General features: G+C 61.1%; 19 protein-coding genes. 10 read left to right on the top strand and 9 right to left on the bottom strand.

Annotated features, from left to right (window positions below; genetic code table 11):
• Positions 1–186: 186 nt before the first annotated feature.
• The 5 genes from M0D68_RS26735 to M0D68_RS26715 all read right to left on the bottom strand — a co-directional run bounded on the left by M0D68_RS26735 (position 187) and on the right by M0D68_RS26715 (position 3,558).
• Complete coding sequence (locus M0D68_RS26735; protein WP_266225885.1) at positions 187–837, bottom strand: DUF938 domain-containing protein; 651 nt, start codon at positions 835–837, stop codon at positions 187–189.
• 12 nt (positions 838–849) lie between these two features.
• A complete protein-coding gene (locus M0D68_RS26730) occupies positions 850–1,455 on the bottom strand; it encodes a pyridoxamine 5'-phosphate oxidase family protein (protein ID WP_093634809.1) in 606 nt (201 codons plus the stop codon).
• 103 nt (positions 1,456–1,558) lie between these two features.
• Positions 1,559–2,428 (bottom strand): NAD-dependent protein deacetylase, encoded by an 870-nt coding sequence (locus M0D68_RS26725; protein ID WP_093634810.1) that lies wholly within the window; start codon positions 2,426–2,428, stop codon positions 1,559–1,561.
• A 50-nt stretch (positions 2,429–2,478) separates the two neighbouring features.
• The gene (locus M0D68_RS26720) at positions 2,479–2,718 is read right to left on the bottom strand and encodes an oxidoreductase-like domain-containing protein (protein WP_266225882.1); all 240 of its coding nucleotides are present in this window, start codon (positions 2,716–2,718) and stop codon (positions 2,479–2,481) included.
• A 75-nt stretch (positions 2,719–2,793) separates the two neighbouring features.
• Positions 2,794–3,558 carry an SDR family oxidoreductase gene (locus M0D68_RS26715; RefSeq protein ID WP_093634811.1) on the bottom strand — a complete coding sequence of 255 codons (765 nt, stop codon included), beginning with the start codon at positions 3,556–3,558 and terminating at the stop codon, positions 2,794–2,796.
• A 244-nt stretch (positions 3,559–3,802) separates the two neighbouring features.
• Here M0D68_RS26715 and M0D68_RS26710 point away from each other — a divergent pair, with 244 nt between their 5' ends.
• The gene (locus M0D68_RS26710; RefSeq protein ID WP_256456758.1) at positions 3,803–4,657 is read left to right on the top strand and encodes a polysaccharide deacetylase family protein; all 855 of its coding nucleotides are present in this window, start codon (positions 3,803–3,805) and stop codon (positions 4,655–4,657) included.
• Between the two features lie 62 nt (positions 4,658–4,719).
• Here the strand turns inward: M0D68_RS26710 and M0D68_RS26705 are convergent, their stop codons facing one another.
• Together M0D68_RS26705 and M0D68_RS26700 are read right to left on the bottom strand one after the other, a co-directional pair.
• Positions 4,720–6,132, bottom strand: a complete 1,413-nt coding sequence (locus tag M0D68_RS26705) for a DUF2252 domain-containing protein (protein ID WP_266225880.1) — start codon at positions 6,130–6,132, stop codon at positions 4,720–4,722.
• Positions 6,133–6,206: 74 nt separating this feature from the next.
• A complete protein-coding gene (locus tag M0D68_RS26700; RefSeq protein ID WP_093634814.1) occupies positions 6,207–7,220 on the bottom strand; it encodes a hypothetical protein in 1,014 nt (337 codons plus the stop codon).
• Between the two features lie 431 nt (positions 7,221–7,651).
• Here M0D68_RS26700 and motA point away from each other — a divergent pair, with 431 nt between their 5' ends.
• From motA to M0D68_RS26685, 3 genes are all read left to right on the top strand, one after another.
• Entirely contained in the window at positions 7,652–8,521 is an 870-nt protein-coding gene (gene motA, locus M0D68_RS26695; protein WP_093634921.1) for a flagellar motor stator protein MotA, read from the top strand.
• 14 nt (positions 8,522–8,535) lie between these two features.
• A complete protein-coding gene (gene motB / locus M0D68_RS26690; protein ID WP_266225879.1) occupies positions 8,536–9,525 on the top strand; it encodes a flagellar motor protein MotB in 990 nt (329 codons plus the stop codon).
• Between the two features lie 104 nt (positions 9,526–9,629).
• Positions 9,630–10,313: a Pr6Pr family membrane protein gene (locus M0D68_RS26685; protein ID WP_266225877.1), complete on the top strand. Its 684-nt coding sequence runs from the start codon at positions 9,630–9,632 to the stop codon at positions 10,311–10,313.
• A 356-nt stretch (positions 10,314–10,669) separates the two neighbouring features.
• Here the strand turns inward: M0D68_RS26685 and mctP are convergent, their stop codons facing one another.
• A complete protein-coding gene (gene mctP, locus M0D68_RS26680; protein ID WP_093634816.1) occupies positions 10,670–12,151 on the bottom strand; it encodes a monocarboxylate uptake permease MctP in 1,482 nt (493 codons plus the stop codon).
• A complete protein-coding gene (locus M0D68_RS26675; RefSeq protein ID WP_093634922.1) occupies positions 12,148–12,345 on the bottom strand; it encodes a DUF3311 domain-containing protein in 198 nt (65 codons plus the stop codon). Before M0D68_RS26675 ends, mctP begins: the two co-directional genes overlap by 4 nt.
• Before the next feature lie 250 nt (positions 12,346–12,595).
• On the opposite strand from M0D68_RS26675, the gene M0D68_RS26670 reads away from it, so the two are divergent.
• The 6 genes from M0D68_RS26670 (at position 12,596) to M0D68_RS26645 (ending at position 19,303) form a co-directional block, all read left to right on the top strand.
• Complete coding sequence (locus M0D68_RS26670; protein ID WP_200653988.1) at positions 12,596–14,011, top strand: cache domain-containing protein; 1,416 nt, start codon at positions 12,596–12,598, stop codon at positions 14,009–14,011.
• Positions 14,008–14,655 (top strand): response regulator transcription factor, encoded by a 648-nt coding sequence (locus tag M0D68_RS26665; RefSeq protein WP_200653989.1) that lies wholly within the window; start codon positions 14,008–14,010, stop codon positions 14,653–14,655. The genes M0D68_RS26670 and M0D68_RS26665 overlap by 4 nt, the downstream gene beginning before the upstream one ends.
• Before the next feature lie 95 nt (positions 14,656–14,750).
• Positions 14,751–15,299: a hypothetical protein gene (locus tag M0D68_RS26660; protein ID WP_266225876.1), complete on the top strand. Its 549-nt coding sequence runs from the start codon at positions 14,751–14,753 to the stop codon at positions 15,297–15,299.
• A 173-nt stretch (positions 15,300–15,472) separates the two neighbouring features.
• Positions 15,473–17,422, top strand: a complete 1,950-nt coding sequence (locus tag M0D68_RS26655; protein WP_266225874.1) for an arylsulfatase — start codon at positions 15,473–15,475, stop codon at positions 17,420–17,422.
• A gap of 7 nt (positions 17,423–17,429) precedes the next feature.
• Complete coding sequence (locus M0D68_RS26650) at positions 17,430–18,512, top strand: formylglycine-generating enzyme family protein (protein ID WP_266225872.1); 1,083 nt, start codon at positions 17,430–17,432, stop codon at positions 18,510–18,512.
• Positions 18,513–18,538: 26 nt separating this feature from the next.
• Positions 18,539–19,303, top strand: a complete 765-nt coding sequence (locus tag M0D68_RS26645) for a MetQ/NlpA family lipoprotein (RefSeq protein ID WP_266225948.1) — start codon at positions 18,539–18,541, stop codon at positions 19,301–19,303.
• The last annotated feature ends 34 nt before the right edge of the window (positions 19,304–19,337 follow it).

The raw sequence follows: 19,337 nt of genomic DNA, 5'->3' as shown, positions 1-19,337 counted from the left end.
AGAACGTCGGCGGAACGTCGAGGGTGAAAGGATAAAAGAAATGCCGGCTTGCCGCTCGCTGACGCGCATTTGCGCTCAGCGAGCAGGCTTTCCACTGCGTGCGGGCCTCAACTTTAGGCGGTGCCCGGTGATGCGCTTTATGACGCACCGCTTACACACCGCACACACCGCATTACGCAACGTCTGTCAGACCCGCGCCGCGTCCAGGCGTTTCCTGAAAACCAGACTGAAATTGTTCGCCGGCATCGCGATCGGCTCGTCGCACACGAGCCCGACCGATGCGCCCAACGCGACCACCGCTTCCATGTCGCGCACGCCCCACGCGGGGTCGCGGCTGCGCAATTGCTGATCGAACGCATCGTTGCTCGGCGAGGTATGCGCGCCACCGCGTTTGTAAGGGCCGTACAGATACAGTACACCGCCGTCGACCAGTCGGCGACTCGCGCCGGCGAATAGCGCTTGCGTCGCGCTCCACGGCGAGATGTGAATCATGTTGATACAGACCACGGCGTCAAACTGATCGGGCGCATTCAGCGTTTGCACACCCCACTCCGCCTGATGCACGTCGAGAGCGAGCGCTGCGCGCACGTTCGCCAGCCCTGCATGCGCGATCCACGCCGCAATCGACGCACGCGCGTCCGCATCGGGATCACTCGGTTGCCAGTCGAGCCCGGGCAATGCGCCGGCGAAGCAGATAGCATGCTGCCCCGTGCCGCTCGCGATTTCCAGCACACGGCCGGTAGCCGGCAGCACTTCGCGCAATACGGCAAGGATCGGTTCGCGATTGCGTTCGGCGGAGGGCGAATGTTGCCGCAACGCCGGATGGGAATCAGTCATGTTCGGGTTGTTTCAGTACAGGGTCGTGCGCACGCGTTCGGCGAGTTCACGGTCGTAGGTCGCGGCATCAAAACTGGCGCCGTTGATGCGCTGGTGGATCTCGCCGGCACTCGGCAGGCGCGAACGTTCGATATGACGCGCGGGATCCCACAGTTTCGAGCGCACCAGCGCCTTCGAGCAATGAAAGTACACCGCTTCGACGTCGATCAGCAGCACGGTACGCGGCAGTTTACCTTCGACGGCAAAACTGTCCAGCAATTCCGGATCGTTGGAAATGCGGCCGCGGCCGTTCACGCGCAAACTTTCGCCGACGCCCGGAATGATGAACAGCAGCGCCAGGTGCGGCTCAACGATGATATTGCGCAGACTGTCGACGCGATTGTTGCCGATGCGGTCCGGCAGCGCGAGCGTGCGTTCGTTGATCACACGCACGAAGCCCGGCGCGTCGCCGCGCGGCGAACAGTCGAGGCCTTCCGGACCGGCGGTGGCGAGCACGACGAAGGGCGCGACTTCGATGAACGCACGATAGTCTTCGTTGACGTAGGGAATCTCTTTCTTCACTGCGCGTTCGTGGGGCTGACCGTAGATTGCTTCGAGCTGTTCGATCGTCGTCAACATCGGCGTTCCTTTTGCGGGACGGTTGCTTTTCGTGAGGGCGGCACTGCGTGGGATTGGGATTATCGACGATTTGTGCGAGCCGCGCGCAGCTCGGGCGGCCCGCTCAATCCAGTGCCAGACGCCCCGCCAGCGCAGTCAGCGTGTCGGCACAGGGCGCGGCGATTTTCAGCGACAACAGCGGATCGGCGCGCGTGCGCCCCAGATTGATCGCGACGATCGGCTTGCCCTGCTTCTGCGCCCACACGCAGAAGCGGTAGCCCGAATAGACCATCAGCGACGAGCCGACCACCAGCACCGCGTCCGCCGCATCGAGCGCATGCGACGCCGCTTCGACACGCTCGCGCGGCACGCTTTCGCCGAAAAACACCACGGCGGGCTTCAACAAACCGCCGCAGTTCGTGCACGCCGGAACGCGGAAAGCGTCGAGATCGTGCCACTCCAGATGCGCGTCGCCGTCGGCGGCGGTTTCAGCGGTGACGTTCAGCAACGCGGGATTGTCGGCTTCGAGCGTGCGCTGGATCGACGCGCGCGAATGCTGCATCCCGCAGTCCAGACACGTCACGCCATCGATACCGCCATGCAGTTCGATCACCTCGCGGCTGCCCGCCCGCTGATGCAAACCGTCGACGTTCTGCGTGACGAGCGTCGGCACATGGCCGGCTGCCTCGAGCCGGGCGAGAGCGGTATGCGCGGCATTCGGCTGCGCGTCGGCCACCACCGGCCAGCCCACCATGCTGCGTGCCCAATAGCGTCGGCGCATCGCAGCCGTGCCGAGAAATTCCTGCAGCGTGATCGGCGGCGAACGTTTCCATTCGCCGTTGTCGTCGCGATAGCCTGGAATGCCGGAATCTGTGCTGATGCCCGCACCGGTTAGCACGAACAGACGCGGATAACGCTGCACGAAGGTATGCAGGTCGTCCAGCGTGTGCGTTTCGTTGAAGGGTTCGATGTGCGCGGGCTGAAGGTCGGTCATGACGGGGACGGGGTATGGCTGCGGCCTTGGCGTAAAACCTGAAACACCGTTTAGCGGCGCGTACGCGGTTTGCTGTGCCGCGCTTGCACGGTTTGTACCTTTTGTACCTTTTGCACCCTGAGTGCCGCCTGCCGCGCTTGCCATTCGGCGAGCGCTGACTGATAGCGCTCCAGTGCTTCATCGTAGAGATCGAAGACACACGGATTGCAGCCGCTATGACAACAATCGTCGAGGTCGGGCTGCACGGGCGGCACCGGCTGCGGGTCGTCCTTGGGTGTGGCGCGGGGCACGGCGAATCGTTTTCCGGAAGGCGGGAAGCGCCCAGTATAAGTTGATCTCCTGCGATGCGTGCGGACGCGCCCTGCTCAACCCCGCCCGACGAACGGCATCTTGCTCGCCATGATGGTCATGAACTGCACGTTCGCGGACAGCGGCAATTCGGCCATATGCAGCACCGCGTCGGCGACGTGCTGCACGTCCATCAACGGCTCGACCGCGATTTCGCCATTCGCCTGCGGCACGCCGCGCGCCATCCGCTCGGCCATTTCCGTCGCCGCATTGCCGATGTCAATTTGACCGCACACGATGTCGTATTTGCGGCCGTCGAGCGAAACCGCTTTGGTGATGCCGGTAATCGCGTGCTTGGTCGCCGTATAGGCAATGCTGTTCGGCCGCGGCGCATGCGCGGAAATCGAGCCATTGTTGATGATGCGGCCGCCCCGCGGCGTCTGCGTTTTCATCAGACCGAAGGCGGCACGTGTGCAGAGAAACACGCCTGTGAGATTGGTGTCGACCACCGAGCGCCATTCGTCGACATCGAGCTCGTCGATATCCACCGGCGAGCCGTTACGGCCCGCATTGTTGAACAGCACGTCGAGACGGCCGCGCCGCGAGCGGATCGTGTCGAACAGCGCAGCGACGCTATCGGCATCCGTCACGTCGCAGGCCACGGCAAGCGCATCGCCACCGAGTTGCTGCGCTTCTTCGACCACGGCGTCGAGCGGCGCCTGGCGACGGCCTGCGAGTACGACGCTATAACCATGTTCCAGCATCTTGAGCGCGCAGGCCCGGCCGATGCCACTGCCCGCGCCCGTCACCAGCGCGACCTTCTTGATTCCCGTTCCTGTCACAGCACTTCTCCCGCTCGGTTTCTTTGGCCCTAGCACCATACAACAGCAGGTCGCCCATCACAAACGCAACGGCAACGGCGCAGCCTTCGCGAAGCATGATGTCTTTCAGATTTCTTTCATTACTTATCGTTACCTTCCGCAACAGCGCCGCGTTGCGCATCAATGGTATGGTTGACTGTTGCGCGTCACGCGCGCGATTCAGGGCCCTCCCAGGACGGAGGAAGGAAGACAGGAAGCACGCTTTATGAACGAACTTTTCACCCCGCATCGCAATGAGGTCGCGCCGCAGCACCGCTGGCCGCGCACCGGCTATCCCGCGATGGTCACCGCCACCGCCGCATGGCATGTATTCGTACTGGCCGGCTGGCTGCTGACACCCGCCGCATGGCCATGGTGGCTCGCCGCGATCTTCGCGAATCACGCTATTTTCACGGTAGCCGGCCTGTTGCCACGCACCTCGCTGCTGGGCCCAAACTGGACGCGCCTGCCCGCCGGCGCGCGCAACGCAGACGCGATCGCACTGACCATCGACGACGGTCCCGACCCGGTCGTCACACCGCAAGTGCTGAATCTGCTCGACGCTTTCAACGTGCGCGCCACTTTCTTCTGTATCGGCGCGAAAGCGCAACGCTACCCGGAGCTCGCACGCGAGATCGTCGCACGCGGCCATGCGCTGGAAAACCATTCACAGGTTCACGTGCACACGTTTTCGATCACGTTTCCGGGTGCTCTCACGCGCGAGATCGAAGCGGCGCAGCGCACCTTCCAGGCATTGAGCGGCGAGCGGCCAATGTTCTTCCGCGCCCCGGCGGGCCTGCGCAACATTTTTCTCGAGCCCGTGCTGCGCAAACTCGATTTGCGGCTCGCGGCGTGGACGCGGCGTGGCTACGACACGCGCGAACGCGATCCCCAGGTGGTCACGCATCGGCTGCTTCAGGGCCTTGCCCCGCGCGACATCCTGCTCCTGCACGATGGAAACGCCGCGCTCACCCTCGAAGGCAAACCGCTGATACTCGCCGTCCTGCCGAGCGTGATCGAAGCGGCGCGCCAACAGCACCTGCGCTTCGTTACGCTGCGTGAAGCGCGCGTCGACGACTGAACTGCGAGAAATCTTGCCGCGTGGCTCGGCCACCGACACGTGGCGAGCCACGCCGCGCCCTCTTACACCCGGAAATCCGCCGCCATGTCTTCGTCCGTGCGCGCCTCGAGCTCGCCGCTGCGGCAGGCCTTCAGGAACACGTCGTAATCACGTTCCACCTGATCCGCGTAGCTGGCGGCATAAGCTGCGAGTGACTCCGCAAACTGGTCGCCACGACCGATATACGCGCTGACTTCGATCGCCTGGCCGCTCGCCTTGGCATGCGCACGCGCCATGATCCAGCCGCAAAGCTTCGCGTAACCTTCCAGCAGGTCGGTGTCGAACAACTCGATATTCGCCGACAGTTTCATGTCGCGTAGTTGCCGGAAATAGAAATGGCGCCCTAGCGGTCCGTTCGCCCAGCCGAGAAAAATGTCGCTCGCGGCCTGCAGCATGCGCTGCCCTTGCACGACGCGTTCGCCCTCGTGCTTCACGGGAGCCGACTTGTAGTACTGGGCGATCACAGACGGCCGCGCCTCCTTGAGCTGCAGGAACAATGGCTTGCCCATGTGATCCACGTTCAGCACCACCATGCAGCGCGTGCCGACGCTGCCAACGCCCACCACTTTGAATACGATGTCCTGCACGGTGAAATGGCTGAGCAACTCTCGCCGGTCATGCGACATCGTCTTCAGGTACTCGCCCCACATGCGTTCGAGCATCTTGCGCCAGTTGTGGCCCCTGAATGCTTCGGTTTCTTCAGGCGTGAACAGCGTGTTCGCGCCCAGCACGTGGAACAGCGCCGGCGGCGCATCGCGGATCGTCCAGTGGTCACCGTCGTGCTCGGCCATTTTCTCCAGCAGATTTTCGTGGGTACGGCTCGCGGCCTTTTCCATACCGCGGCGCACGATACGGCGGCGCTCGGGGGTCAGCGCGGTTTCCGCCATGCGGTCGAAGGTGATGCGGTCGTACCAGAGTTCGAGCGCGCCGCATTGCGCGTATTGCGTCATGCGGTCGCGGTATTCGGTAACGGCGGTCATCACCAGATTCTCGGCTGCGCCACGGCTCAAACGCATATGACGCGCGGCGACCACGAGGCTCGCGGTCAGGCGTTTCAGGTCCCATTCGAAGGGACCCGTCGCGACTTCGTCGAAGTCGTTCAGATCGAATACGAGTTGACGCTCCGGTGTCGCGAAGCCGCCGAAATTCATCAGATGACCGTCGCCGCAAATCGGCATGGTGAGGCCGGTGTCGGGAACACGGCTCAGGTCGTGCGCCTGGATGATCGCGGTGCCGCGAAAGAAGGTGAACGGCGACACCGACATGCGCCCGTAGCGCAGCGGCACAAGCCTTTCGACGCGCCCCTCGCTGCTTTGCTTGAGCAACTCGATCGGGTTGCGATGCAACTCGCCTACCGTGCGATGGCTCGAGCGCTTCGAGTGCTCACGGGCGGCACGGCCACGGGCCTCCCGTTCGGCGATGGTGCTGGCTTTCATGCTCTTCTCCGGTTTTTTTCTGTGAATCTTTACTATCGGTTCTAGAAGACTGCTTCTGCTGACACGGTGAGCCATCACCAACGGTAGCCCACACCGCCGAAAATCACATCCGAGTCGCGATCATAGCGTGTCACGACACGATTCCATTCGATCCGCGCATTCCAGTGATCGGTCAAGCGATACGAGCCGGCGATCGTAACGAGCCCGGAAAACTTCCCGGCGCCCGGCCCCGGCGTCAGGCTGTTCTCGTTTTCGTTGATCGCATAGTAGGCGCCGACGCCGAGCCCGAGCGATACCTTATCGTTGAGGAAGGCACGCGTCGCCCACAGTTGGCTGGTCAAGCCGTCGCGGCGCGCCACCTTGCTGCTGCCCTCGTGAAGATAGCCAACCGTCACATCGAGGTATTTCGCAAGCCCACGCCGGTATTCGATCGCGCCGCCAAGTGCAGTCGGCGAGCTGGTCGAATTGATGATCGTCTCGCCGAGGTACACCGCCACTTCGTTGTTAGTGACGTTGTGCGTACTGCCGCTCGCCCAGTCGCGCGGACCGGGGGTGCCCGGGGCATCGAGCTGATAGCCGACGCCGAACATCACGCTGGTCGCATCCGGCCCGCGTTGCACATGCACGCGATTCAACTGCAGTTGCGTGATCCACCGGCTCGACGCGTAGTACGCCGCGCGCACGCTATACACGACACCCCAGCCGTGAGTGTCCGAATAGCTGCCGCCTTGCACGGCCGTGGTGGTGTCGAAGTAACGGTATGGACCGACGCCCGCCTGCAGGACGAACTGCGGGCTGCCGACGGGAATACGGCCCCATAGCTGGATCATCTGGCCGTCGCGATGATGGTTGGGAATGTGTCCCTCATTGAGCCACGTGAAGCTCGCGGCGAAGTATTGCCCGAGCCCTTCCTGATAGTTGAACGCCCACGTGTAGGTGTTTGTACTGCCCGCGCGCGAGCCGCCGCCGAATAGGGAAAACTCCTGGGCGTCAGCCGCGTTGGACGCGAACAGAAGCCCGATACCGACAAGGCAGGAGGACGCTTTGGTTGTGAGCTTGATGTTCCCGGCAGAATTCAGATTCCGCATGTTTTTCGCATCTCCGGATGGGCCGCTGTCGCTGCCGGCATTCGTGAGCCGACGAGAAGCCGCGTAGCGGCTTCGAGCGCCGGGACGTTACAAACTGTTAGCCATGCTAGCAGACCGCCCGGTAAAAATGCCACACCATGCATTTTGAATAATGCAGTCATGCAACCACGTCTTCAATCACCCGGTTTTCAAATCTCCACTATTGGTTGCGACCGCAACGACTGATCAAATTCGGCGGACAAAATTACCGGAAATAAAACAGGCGATTAACCAGTTGGTGAATATTTTATTTTTCACTGATGCGCACACTTCAGACATCGCGAATCTGGCCGTTTACCGGTACATAGCGAATATGAGTGACGCACTCGAAAAAGCCCATGAAATCGGGCCTGTTCCGCCGAACGTGCGTCGCGCAAGATAACGGAGAGAGCATGTTTGTCGCAATCGGCTGGGTAGTGGTAATGGCTTCTGTGATCGGTAGTTTTGTCGGTGTAGGCGGGCATCTTCCTGCGCTCGTTCAACCGTTCGAATTGCTATGTATTTTTGGCGCGGCGATCGGTGCGTTTGTCGTGAGCAATCCGACCTCCACGCTGAAGAAAACGATCAAGGCGATTCCTTCGTGTTTTAAAAGCGGTGGGTATACGAAGGAAAAATATCTCGAGCTGATCGCGCTGCTTTACGAGCTGCTTCAGAAGGCACGCAAGGAAGGCATGATGTCGCTCGAAGCCGACGTCATGGCGCCGGAAGAGAGCGTGCTGTTCCAGAAGTATTCGCACGTCCTGAAGGACCATCATCTGCTCGACTTTATCGTCGACTATTTGCGCATGATGTCCGGCGGCAACGTGAACGTGCTTGAAGTGCAGGACCTGATGGACGAAGAGCTGGCCACACATCATGCGGAAGCATCGGTCGCGGCCAACGCGATTCAGAAAATGGCTGACGGCTTACCGGCATTCGGCATTGTCGCCGCCGTGATGGGTGTCGTTCATACGATGGGCTCGGTCGGCGCGCCGCCTGCCGTGCTCGGCGAAATGATCGCCGGCGCACTGGTCGGCACCTTCCTCGGCATTCTTCTCGCCTATGGCTTTATCGGTCCGGTCGCCGATCTGCTCAACGCCAAGGGCCGCGCCGAAGCCAAACCTTACCAGTGCGTGAAGGCCGTGTTGCTCGCTTCACTCTCCGGCTATGCACCGCCGATCGCCGTCGAATTCGGCCGCAAGGTCCTGTTCACCGCCGACCGCCCGAGCTTCCAGGAACTCGACGACGCCGTGCGCGCCACCAAGATGCCGAAATCGGCCTGACGCGGAGCGGCATCATGAGTGAAAGAAGATCGCGCGCGTCCCAGCAGGACGAGACAAGCGCTCCGGTGATCGTGCGCCGCTCGAAGAAGGGTGGCGACCATGGCGCCCACCACGGCGGCGCATGGAAAATCGCCTACGCCGACTTCGTCACCGCGATGATGGCGTTCTTCCTGCTGATGTGGCTGCTCGGTTCGACGTCCAAGTACGACAAGCAGGGCATCGAAGACTATTTCAACACCCCGCTGTCGAGCCTGCTCGGCGGCAACGAGGGCACGGCAGCGGCCCGTCCGAACGTCATCCAGGGCGGCGGGCGCGACATCACCGACAGCCGACCCGGCGACGGCAAGAAAACCCAGACCGAACCCACACCGCCGACAAAGGTCGCACCGATCGTGGCGCCCGCCGACGCGGCACGGCTTCAGCAGTTGAAAGAGAAGCTCACCGCCCTGATCGAACAGAGCCCGGTGCTGAAGACATTCAAGGATCAGATCCGCATTTCGATCACGAACGAGGGTTTGCGCATCGAGATCGTCGATTCACAGAATCGCCCGATGTTTCCGTCCGGCAGTTCAAAGTTGCAGCCTTACGCCGTGACGATCCTGACGCAAATCGGCGCCGCGCTCAACGACGTGGAGAACCGCGTTTCGATAGCCGGCCACACCGACGCGGTGCCGTACACGGCCGGCCCAGAGGGCTACTCAAACTGGGAACTCTCGTCCGAGCGGGCCAACGCCGCACGCCGCGCGTTGGTAGCAGGCGGCATGCACGGCGAGAAGCTGCTGCAGGTGCGCGGACTCGCCGATGTGTTGCCGCTAAACAGCAACGTCGCCGACGAGCCGACCAATCGGCGCATCAGTATCCTTGTACTGAACAAGGCCGCGGAACTCGCGTTCTTCCACGACGGCGGCCGCACGACGATTGACGAAACATCGCCCGCAAGTTCGGCTATACCCGAAGTAGTGAGCCGTTTGCAGCCGGTCAGCGTTTCACATAGCACGCCGTAGAATTTTTATTGGGCAGAGGTTGAGTCCGGATCGACTTCGACCTCGGCTCACTCGATTTTTCGCACTTGCTGCAAAGCGAATGTGGTGTGTATAGAATCATTCGCATGCGCCCTGCCCCACATCATCACCATGAGCCCGAGCTTCCGCTCCACACGCCCAGCGTCTCGTCTGTGACGCTGGCGGCGATCATCGCCGTAATCGCGTGGATTTCGATCGTTGCGCAAGCCGATTTGACGATCGACCGCACGCTAGCCCGCGGGCTCGGCGTGCTCGATGGGGTTGCGCGGATGAGCAGTTACCTCACCAATCTAACGGTATTAGCGTGCGCGGTCTGTTTTACCTGCGTAGCGTTACGAAGGCGCAGTCCGGTAATCGTGCATTTTTTTCGACAGCCCACCGTCGTGACCGCGGTCGTTGTCTACATGGCATTTGTGGGGATCGCCTACAACCTGCTTCTACGCGGAATGTGGTCACCGAGGGCGTACAGGCTGCTGCTCAACGAATCGTTGCACAGCCTTTTACCGATGCTGGCGGTGCTTTACTGGGTGTTATTCGTACCGCGATTCCATTTGCGGCTACGGCATTGCCTGCTGTGGCTGATCTATCCTGTCGCGTACCTCGCCATTACCTTCTGGCGCGGCAGTTTGTCAGACTTTTATCCGTATCCTTTCATCAACGTCGACGTGCTTGGCGTCAGACACGTTGTCGTCAATTCCGCCCTACTGTTCGGCGGATTTTTGACATTGATGGCCGTGTTCGTGGGGATTAACTTTCGGCGTAGACGCTAACAAGGAGCACGCCGCAGCATCCGCCGCACCCCGACGAGACAAGCTCCAAATACCGAATGGTTTTTGAACAACTCTTCGGCGCGCGCAGCGCCGCCGGAAGTATGACGCCCTTGTCACAAGCGCATGTAGTGGCACGAACACAGATTCCAGATGCACCACTACCGGTAGCAAGCTGCGGGACCCACTTAGCAGGGGTTTCTAGCCGCTTTCTTTTGCCTACTTTTCTTTGCGGCGGCAAAGAAAAGTAGGTGCCGCCCCGCACAGGGGCAACGCTAATAGACCACTAACAATTCAAGGAAAGGCCAACGCCGCCGGAGCAACCACCCTAGCAGCGTCAGCCACGCCAAACAACAACATCAAACCGCCGCCACAACCCTGCGCGGCGACAAAACCGACACAACAAAACTAACAACAACATTAGCGGCGAGCGCAATCAACCCGATATAAACCGGATAAACAGCATCTCCGACATGCAAAGCAAACACCGGCTTGAGCCCTTGAGAAATAGCAAGACCAGTCCCCAACACGATCCCGACCAGCCACCCAAGAAACAACCCTGTAGTATTCAACCGCCGCGTATACAACGAAAACACAATAGCCGGAAAGATCTGCAAAATCCAAACCCCACCCAGCAACTGCAAATCAATCGCATACTGCGTAGGCAAGAACACAATAAACAACAGCGCCCCAAACTTAACAACAAGCGAAACAATCTTCGCAGTAGAAGCCTCCGCCTCAGGCGTGATACCCGGCGAAACAAGAGGACGCCACAAATTCCGAGTGAACAGATTAGCCGCCCCAATCGACATGATCGCGGCGGGCACCAAAGCGCTAATCGCGATAGCAGCAGCCGCAAAACCAACAAACCACGACGGAAACAGCGTGTTAAACAGCGCCGGCACCATATCCGACGCCGACTTCACATGCACGCCAGCCGCAATCGCCATATACCCAAGCAACGCAATCAGCCCCAGCAACAACGTATAAGCCGGCAGGAAAATCGCATTCTTGCGCACCGTATTAGCCGACGAGGACGACAAGACTGCGGTCATCGTATGCGGATACATAAACGCCGCCAGTGCCGAACCTAACGCAAGCGATGCATAAGCAGTGAACTGCGTCGGCTTCAGAATGATCCCGGTTGCGCCGCCCTTGGCCTTGAAATACGTATCGGCCGCATCGAACACATGCGCATAGCCGCCGAGCTTCGCCGGAATCAGCCAGACCGCCGCGATCACGACGATATAGATCATGATGTCCTTGACGAACGCGATCATCGCCGGCGCCCGCAAGCCGCTTGCATACGTGTACAGCGCAAGAATCACGAAGGCGACGATCAGCGGCATCTCGCCGGTGACGCCGAGCCCCTTGATCACCACCTGCATGCCCACCAGTTGCAGCGCGATATACGGCATCGTCGCGACAATGCCGGTCAATGCAACCGCAGCCGGGAACCACTTGCCGCCGTATTCACCCTGCACGTAGTCCGCCGCCGTGATGTGATCCTTCGCCTTCGCGATCTTCCACAGCTTCGGCATCACCGCGAACACGAACGGATAGACGATGATCGTGTACGGGAGCGCAAAGAAGCCATACGCGCCCACCGAATACACCAGCGCGGGCACCGCGATCACGGTATAGGCGGTATAGAAATCGCCACCCACGAGGAACCACGAAATCAACGTGCCGAACTGGCGGCCACCCAGGCCCCACTCATGCAATTGCGTCAAATCGCCCCGCTTCCAGCGCGCGGCAAAAAAACCGATGACAGTGACGAGAACAAAGAATGCGATAAAGACGGTCATCGCAACCGGGTTCACAGGAGTGACATCGCTCATTTGACACCTCGGTACACGACGTAAATCAGTAGCGAGGTCAACGGAACCCACAAGAACTGATACCAGTAGAAGAACGGAAAGCCGGCGAACGAGGGCCGCGTGTCGTTATAGAACGGCAACCACAGCAACGCAATGTACGGGATCAGCAGGATGAGCCATAGCCATGAACGGCCGGCAGATTGGGAGGTCTCCACAAACATCTCCTAGGTCTATTATTGAAACCGCGCGCCATGACTTGTGGTCGAGCACGCGGAAAACCGGTTACCTGAAATTAGACGGCAAAACCGGGTTCTGCTTTTGCAACTGTGCGCCGCACCATTGCGCGCCGGAAGGCGCGGTGCGTCGTGGGGATGTAGTATTCGCCTTCGTGAACGCTCTCACAAGCGCGCAACTACGTAAGCCGGCTACGTAATATTACGTAGCCTGTCGGCCGTCCTGTCTACGATGAAACTCAAAGCAAAGATTGTCCTGCTGGCGATCGTTCCCTTTCTGGCGGCCATCGCGAGCATTGAAATTGGCGTGCGCCAGGAAGCCACTGCGCTCGCCGAGACGCAACACGCGACCACCCAGGCCGCGTACATGGCCAGCAAGGAAATCGAACTCAAGCACTACGTCGAGCTCGCGACCACGGCGATCGCCCCGCTCTACAACGCCGGCCAGGACAACGCGCGTGACGACGCAATGCTGCGCACCCGCGCGCTCGACATCCTCGAGAAAATGGATTTCGGCAAGGACGGCTACTTCTTCGTCTATGACATGCACGGCCGTTCGCTGATGCATCCGCGCGAACCCGACCTCGTCGGACGCGACCTCTGGGAGCTGCGCGATCCGCAAGGCAAGCTGACGATCCAGCAATTGCTCGCCGCGGCCACGCGCGGCGGCGGCTATGTGCGCTATGTGTGGCATCGTCCGTCGACGGGCAAGCTCGCGTCGAAACTGGGTTACGTGGTGCCGCTCGAACGCTGGGGCTGGATGATCGGCACCGGCATCTATCTCGACGACGTCGACGCCACGCTCGCGGACATCGATCAGCGCGCGGCGGCCAACATCGACCGCACGATGCAGTGGATCGATGCCATCGCACTCGCCGGGCTCGCCGTGATCGCGTTGTGTGCACTGGTGCTCAACGTCACCGAATATCGCAGTGCCGATGCAAAACTGAAGCGGCTCGCGCAGCAGGTGGTCGACTCGCAGGAAAATGAACGGGCGCGCCTGTCGCGTGAATTGCACGACGGCATTAGCCAGATGATGGTCTCCGTGAAGCTGCTGCTCGAATCGGCATTGGCGCGCTTCGAACGCAGCGATGTGCGCGTGCCTGCGGCGGAAGCCGCGCTATCAACCAGCGTGGCGCGCATCGGCGAGACCTTGCGTGAAGTGCGCCGTATTTCTCACGCGCTGCGTCCGTCGATGCTCGATGACCTGGGCGTTGCTGCCGCGCTGGAGCAACTCACGCGCGAGTTGAGCGACGAATCCGGCATCGAAATCGGCTTCACGCAGATCGCCCACACTCATGCAGCGGCCTTGCCGGAAGCGGTAAACACGGTCCTGTTCCGCATCGCCCAGGAAGCGCTCACGAACATCGTGCGGCACGCACAGGCGTCCAGCGCGGCGCTATCGCTGGAAGTATCGAGCGACGCCGTCACGCTGACGATTTCGGACAACGGACGCGGTTTCGACGTGGCGCACGCACTTGTCAATCCACGCGCAGGCGTGGGTCTGCGCAATATGCGCGAGCGGCTGGACACATTGGGCGGCAAGCTGTCGCTCAGCTCGCAAGCCGGTCATACGATCGTGACCGCGCGCGTGCCAGTCGTTGCCTCTGCGCTTCAATCGCCGGCCTTGCAGGAAACCTCGCTATGAACGACATGTCACTCGCCATCGCACGTCTGATTCTGGTCGACGACCACCCGCTGGTACGCGATGGTTTGCGCGCGAGACTCGAAGCCGTGCGCAACATCGAGATCGTCGGCGAAGCGGGCAACGCGCAGGAAGCACTCGCGCTCGCCGCCAGCCAGGAACCTCATCTGGTGCTGATGGATGTCGGCATGAACGGAATGAACGGCATCGCGCTGGCCAGCATGTTTCATGAGCGCTTCCCGGCGATACGCGTGCTGATGCTCTCCATGCACGACAACCTCGAGTACGTGACCCAGGCCGTGCGCGCAGGGGCCAGCGGTTATGTGCTCAAGGACTCGCCCGCCACCGAAATCATTCAGGCAATCGGCGCGGTGCTGGAGGGCAAGACGTTTTTCAGCGCGGGACTGGGCGCTCGATTGATCCAGGCATCGGCGACGCAATCACCGATTGAAAGACTCACGCCGCGCGAGCGCGATATTCTCGATGCACTCGCGGAAGGTCTCTCGAGCAAGCAGATCGCTCAACGCAACGACCTCTCGGTGCGCACGGTGGAGACGCATCGGTTGAATCTGAAGCGCAAGCTCGATATTGAAGGCCAGGCTGAGCTGATCAAGTTCGCCGTTGAAAATCGTCGCAAGAGTCAGTGAAGTTTTGGGCCGCCGCTGCATAATCTCGATTGGGTAGTCGAGAATCCAAACCGTCGGTCCGTCTGCCCCACGCTCAAATCCCGGAGCCCAAGACGATGAAACGCCTGATCCAACAGTACCTGGCAAGTCTGCTGATCTGCATGGCCGCGACGCATGCCCAGGCGCAAGCACAAGCAGCGCGCGTCAATCGCGGCCACGATCCGTTCTTTCAGATATCCAAAGCGATCAGCGACTGCCCGGTGCCCTTAGGCCCACTCGAGACCGAGCAGGAGTGGCTCGACGATAGTCATTACCGGATCGAGCGCGGCAATAGCTGCTGGGTGGAGGGCCGTTGCCGTCTGTCGAACGCGTATCTCTACGACGCGGAAATCGCCGACGCCGTCCAGCGGCGTCTCACCAACATCAATTACGCCATCCACTGGCGCGAACAGTCGACGCTGTGGCTCACGCTGCAACGCCGCTTCATCTACGTGCAAGGCTGCGTCGCACCAGGCTTCGACAAACAGACATTCCTCACGGAACTCGCGAAAACCGCGGACGTCGATCGCGTGATCGACGACACCACAAGCAACCCGCGCGCCGCGTCGCTACCTTATAAAACGCTGGCAGATCCTGAGAAGCCCGTGATCGATCCCGGCAACTAGCCGCGCACGAAAAAACACACGAAGCAGCACACGGAGTTGCGTCGTGCGTTATATCGCCCATCACGCTTTAACACCTATATCGACAATCAAACATAGCAACGCAGAAATCGATCTTTGGCCACTCTCGCGTCATTGCTAACATCGGCGACCCGACATATCCGGTCAGCACAACAATGACAACACAACGATCGCAACGCCCCACTCTTCGTCTCGGTATAATCGGCGCGGCCGTCGCCAGCCTCGTCGTACTCGCTTCCTGCGGCGACGACAAGCTGCCCGGACCGACGGCGTCTGCGCCGGTAGCCGCGCAAAAGCGCCCGAACATTCTGTACATCATGGCCGACGACCTCGGCTATTCCGACATCCATGCCTTCGGTGGCGAAATCAATACGCCCAACCTCGACGCTCTTGTCCAGTCGGGCCGCATCCTGACGAATCACCATACCGGCACCGTCTGCGCGATCACGCGCTCCATGCTGATCTCCGGCACGGATCACCATCTGGTCGGCGAAGGCACGATGGGTGTGCCGACCGACGAACGCAAAGGCCTGCCCGGCTATGAAGGTTATTTGAACGACCGCGCGTTGTCGGTCGCGCAATTGTTGAAGGACGGCGGTTATCACACATACATGGCCGGCAAGTGGCACATCGGCTCCGGGATCGTCGGCAGCACGACGGGTGGCGGGCAGACGCCGGATCAATGGGGCTTCGAGCACAGCTACGCGCTGCTCGGCGGCGCCGCGACCAATCACTTTGCTCACGAACTGGCGAACTCGCAGAACTACACCGAAGACGGCAAGTACGTGCAGCCCGGTCAGCCTGGACAGCCGGGCGGCGCAGGCGGCAGCCCCCCCGTGTTCTATTCAACAGACTTCTACACACAACGTCTGATCTCGTACATCGACTCGAACAAGGGCGACGGCAAGCCGTTCTTCGCCTACGCGGCCTACACGTCGCCGCACTGGCCGCTGCAGGTGCCCGATCCCTATCTGCACAATTACGTCGGTAAATACGACGCCGGCTACGACGTGATCCGCAACGCGCGCATCGCGCGGCAAAAAACGCTCGGCATCATTCCGAATGACTTCGTGCCGTACGGCGGCGCATCGGAAACGCTCGTAGCGACAGCGGCCACGGCAAACAACGGCACTGCCAACGCGAAATATGTAAGCGCCGTGCATAGCGCCGCGCAGGGCTATACCGACTACGGTCCCGGCACGGTGAACAAGACGTGGGCGAGCCTCTCGCCAGCCGAGAAGAAAGCCCAGGCGCGTTACATGGAAATCTACGCGGGCATGGTCGAAAATCTCGACCACAACATCGGCCTGCTGATCCAGCATCTGAAGGACATCGGCGAGTACGACAACACCTTCATCATGTTCCAGTCGGACAATGGCGCCGAAGGCTGGCCGATCGACTCCGGCGCAGACCCGACCGCCACCGACACAGCGAATGCCGCCGACCCGGTCTATTCAACACTCGGCACCGACAACGGCAAGCAGAACGCGCAACGTCTGCAATACGGCTTGCGCTGGGCTGAAGTAAGCGCCACGCCGTTCCGTTTGACGAAGGGCTATTCCGGAGAAGGTGGCGTATCCACGCCATTGATCGTGCATCTGCCGGGTCAGACCACACAGAAGCCCACGCTGCGCGACTTCACGCATGTGACCGATAACACCGCCACATTCCTCGCCGTCGCACAGATCTCGCCGCCCACACAAGCTGCGCCGCCGCTGATCAATACGCTCACCGGCGTCGATCAGAACAAGGGCAAGGTGGTCTACAACAATCGCTATGTGTATCCGATCACCGGGCAGTCGTTGCTGTCTTTGCTGAACGATCAGACCACCGACGCCGTGCACACCGCGTCATTCGGCGACGAAGCCTACGGCCGCGGCTATCTGCGCAGCGCCGACGGCCGCTGGAAAGCCTTGTGGACGGAACCGCCGCTGGGTCCGGTGGACGGTCACTGGCAACTGTTCGACATGAGCGCCGACCGCGGCGAAACGCAGGACGTGTCAACGCAGAATCCGTCGGTAATCGACGGCCTCGTGCAGCAGTGGAACAGCTATATGAGCAGCGTCGGCGGTGTCGAGCCGTTGCGTCCGCGCGGCTACTACTGAGCCCGCCATGTCCGTCCGATTCAAACTGAAAAGCACCGCGGCGTTGTACGGCGCCTATGCTGCAATCGCCACGGTCGCTTTTACCGCGGCCTTTACCGCCGCGATGGCCGCCTCGGCGGCATTGAGCGGCGGGAAGCAGAGCGCATTCGACGAACTGAACCGCTCGCGCGCTTTAGTGGCGCTCGGCTCCGAACAGCAATGCGAGCGCTATGCCGGCCTGCCTTCGCGCTGGCGCGACGATCCGAAAGCCGGCATGGTGCATCTGCATGGCGGCAACTTCGTCTTCGGCAGCAAACTCGGGTATGAAGACGAGCGCCCTGCCGGCGACGGCCAAACCCACGTCGCCGGCTTCTGGATCGACCAGACCGATGTGACGAATGCGCAGTTCGCCGCATTCGTGAAAGCCACGGGTTACGTCAGCGATTCGGAGCGCCAGGGCGGCGCTGTGGTTTTTCATACGCCGACGCGCGAAGAAATGAACGCGCGCGATCTGGCGTGGTGGACGTGGGTCAAGGGCGCCGCGTGGAATCATCCGACGGGGCCCGGCAGCAATCTCGATGGCCGCATGAACCAGCCGGTGACGATGGTCACGCAGGCTGACGCGCTGGCCTACGCGCGTTGGCTCGGCCGCGATCTGCCGACCGAAGCCGAGTGGGAGTATGCGGGCAAAGCCGGCCACGAAGGCGCGGATCTCGACACTGCACCACGCGACCAACGCGGCAAGCCAAGTGCGAATTATTGGCAAGGCGTGTTTCCCGTGCTGAACACCAATGAGGATGGTCACATTGGCCTCGCGCCGGTCGGTTGCTATGCGGCGAATGATTTCAAGCTCTACGACATGATCGGCAACGCATGGGAATGGACGAGAGACATCTACAGCGGCCCGCATCAGTCGCACACCAATGGCGATACCGCGGCAGTCGCACCTGCAAGCCGCAAACACGACACGCCGATGATCATCAAAGGCGGCTCGTTCCTGTGTTCGCGCGACTATTGCGTACGCTATCGGGCGGCGTCCCGCGAACAGCAGGAAGCGGATTTGCCGGCCTCGCATATCGGCTTTCGTACTGTCTTGAGGGATGCATCGTGAAACCACGCGCGTTCATCACAACGGCGCTGCTGATTGCAGCTTCGTGGGTCCATCCTGCGCACGCCGCCGCATCGCAGGTAGTCAAGATCGGCGTCACCGCCGGTGCCCACGCGCAGATCATGGACGAAGTACGGAGTATTGCCGCCACGCAAGGCCTTACGCTCGACGTCGTCGTCTTCGACAAGCCCGATGGCATCGACGCCGCGCTCGCCGCAAAACAGATCGATGCTGCAAGCTTCGAAGACGGGCCGAGCCTCGCAGCGCAGCGCAAACAACACGGCTACGCCTTGACGAGCGTCGCGACCACCGTCACATTTCCGATCGCGCTGTATTCGCGCAAATTGACGAACCTCGGCCAGTTGCAGCGAGGCGCGACCATTGCGATTCCCGACGACCGTGAAGGCACCGCGCGCGCCTTGATCCTGCTGCAAAATTTCACGCTGCTGACCTTCAAGGACAGCGCCGGTTTGCATGCCACGCTTGCCGACATCACGAGCAACCGCTTGAACCTGAAGATCCGTCAGGTGCCGCATGCTCGCCTGTTCGACAGCTTGAACAGCGTGGCCTTCGCTGTGATCGATAGCGACGATGCGGCACGCGTGGGTCTTTACCCGGCTCGCGATAGCCTCGGTCTCGAAGACGCGCGCTCGCCCTATGCCAACGTGCTGACCGTGCGCGACGGCGACCGCACTGACCCGTGGGTCGCGCAACTGATCGGCGCGTATCACTCACCCGAGGTCGCGCATTTCATCCTGACGCACTATCAGGACTCGGTACGCCGGCCATGGTGAGCACGTTTTCATTCGCATGCTCGGCGTGCGGAAA

This window comes from Paraburkholderia sp. SEWSISQ10-3 4 (assembly GCF_030464785.1).
Lineage (GTDB): Bacteria > Pseudomonadota > Gammaproteobacteria > Burkholderiales > Burkholderiaceae > Paraburkholderia > Paraburkholderia aspalathi.
Note: the sequence above shows the minus strand (reverse complement) of the source record. Positions and strands in the feature narration are given on the sequence as shown.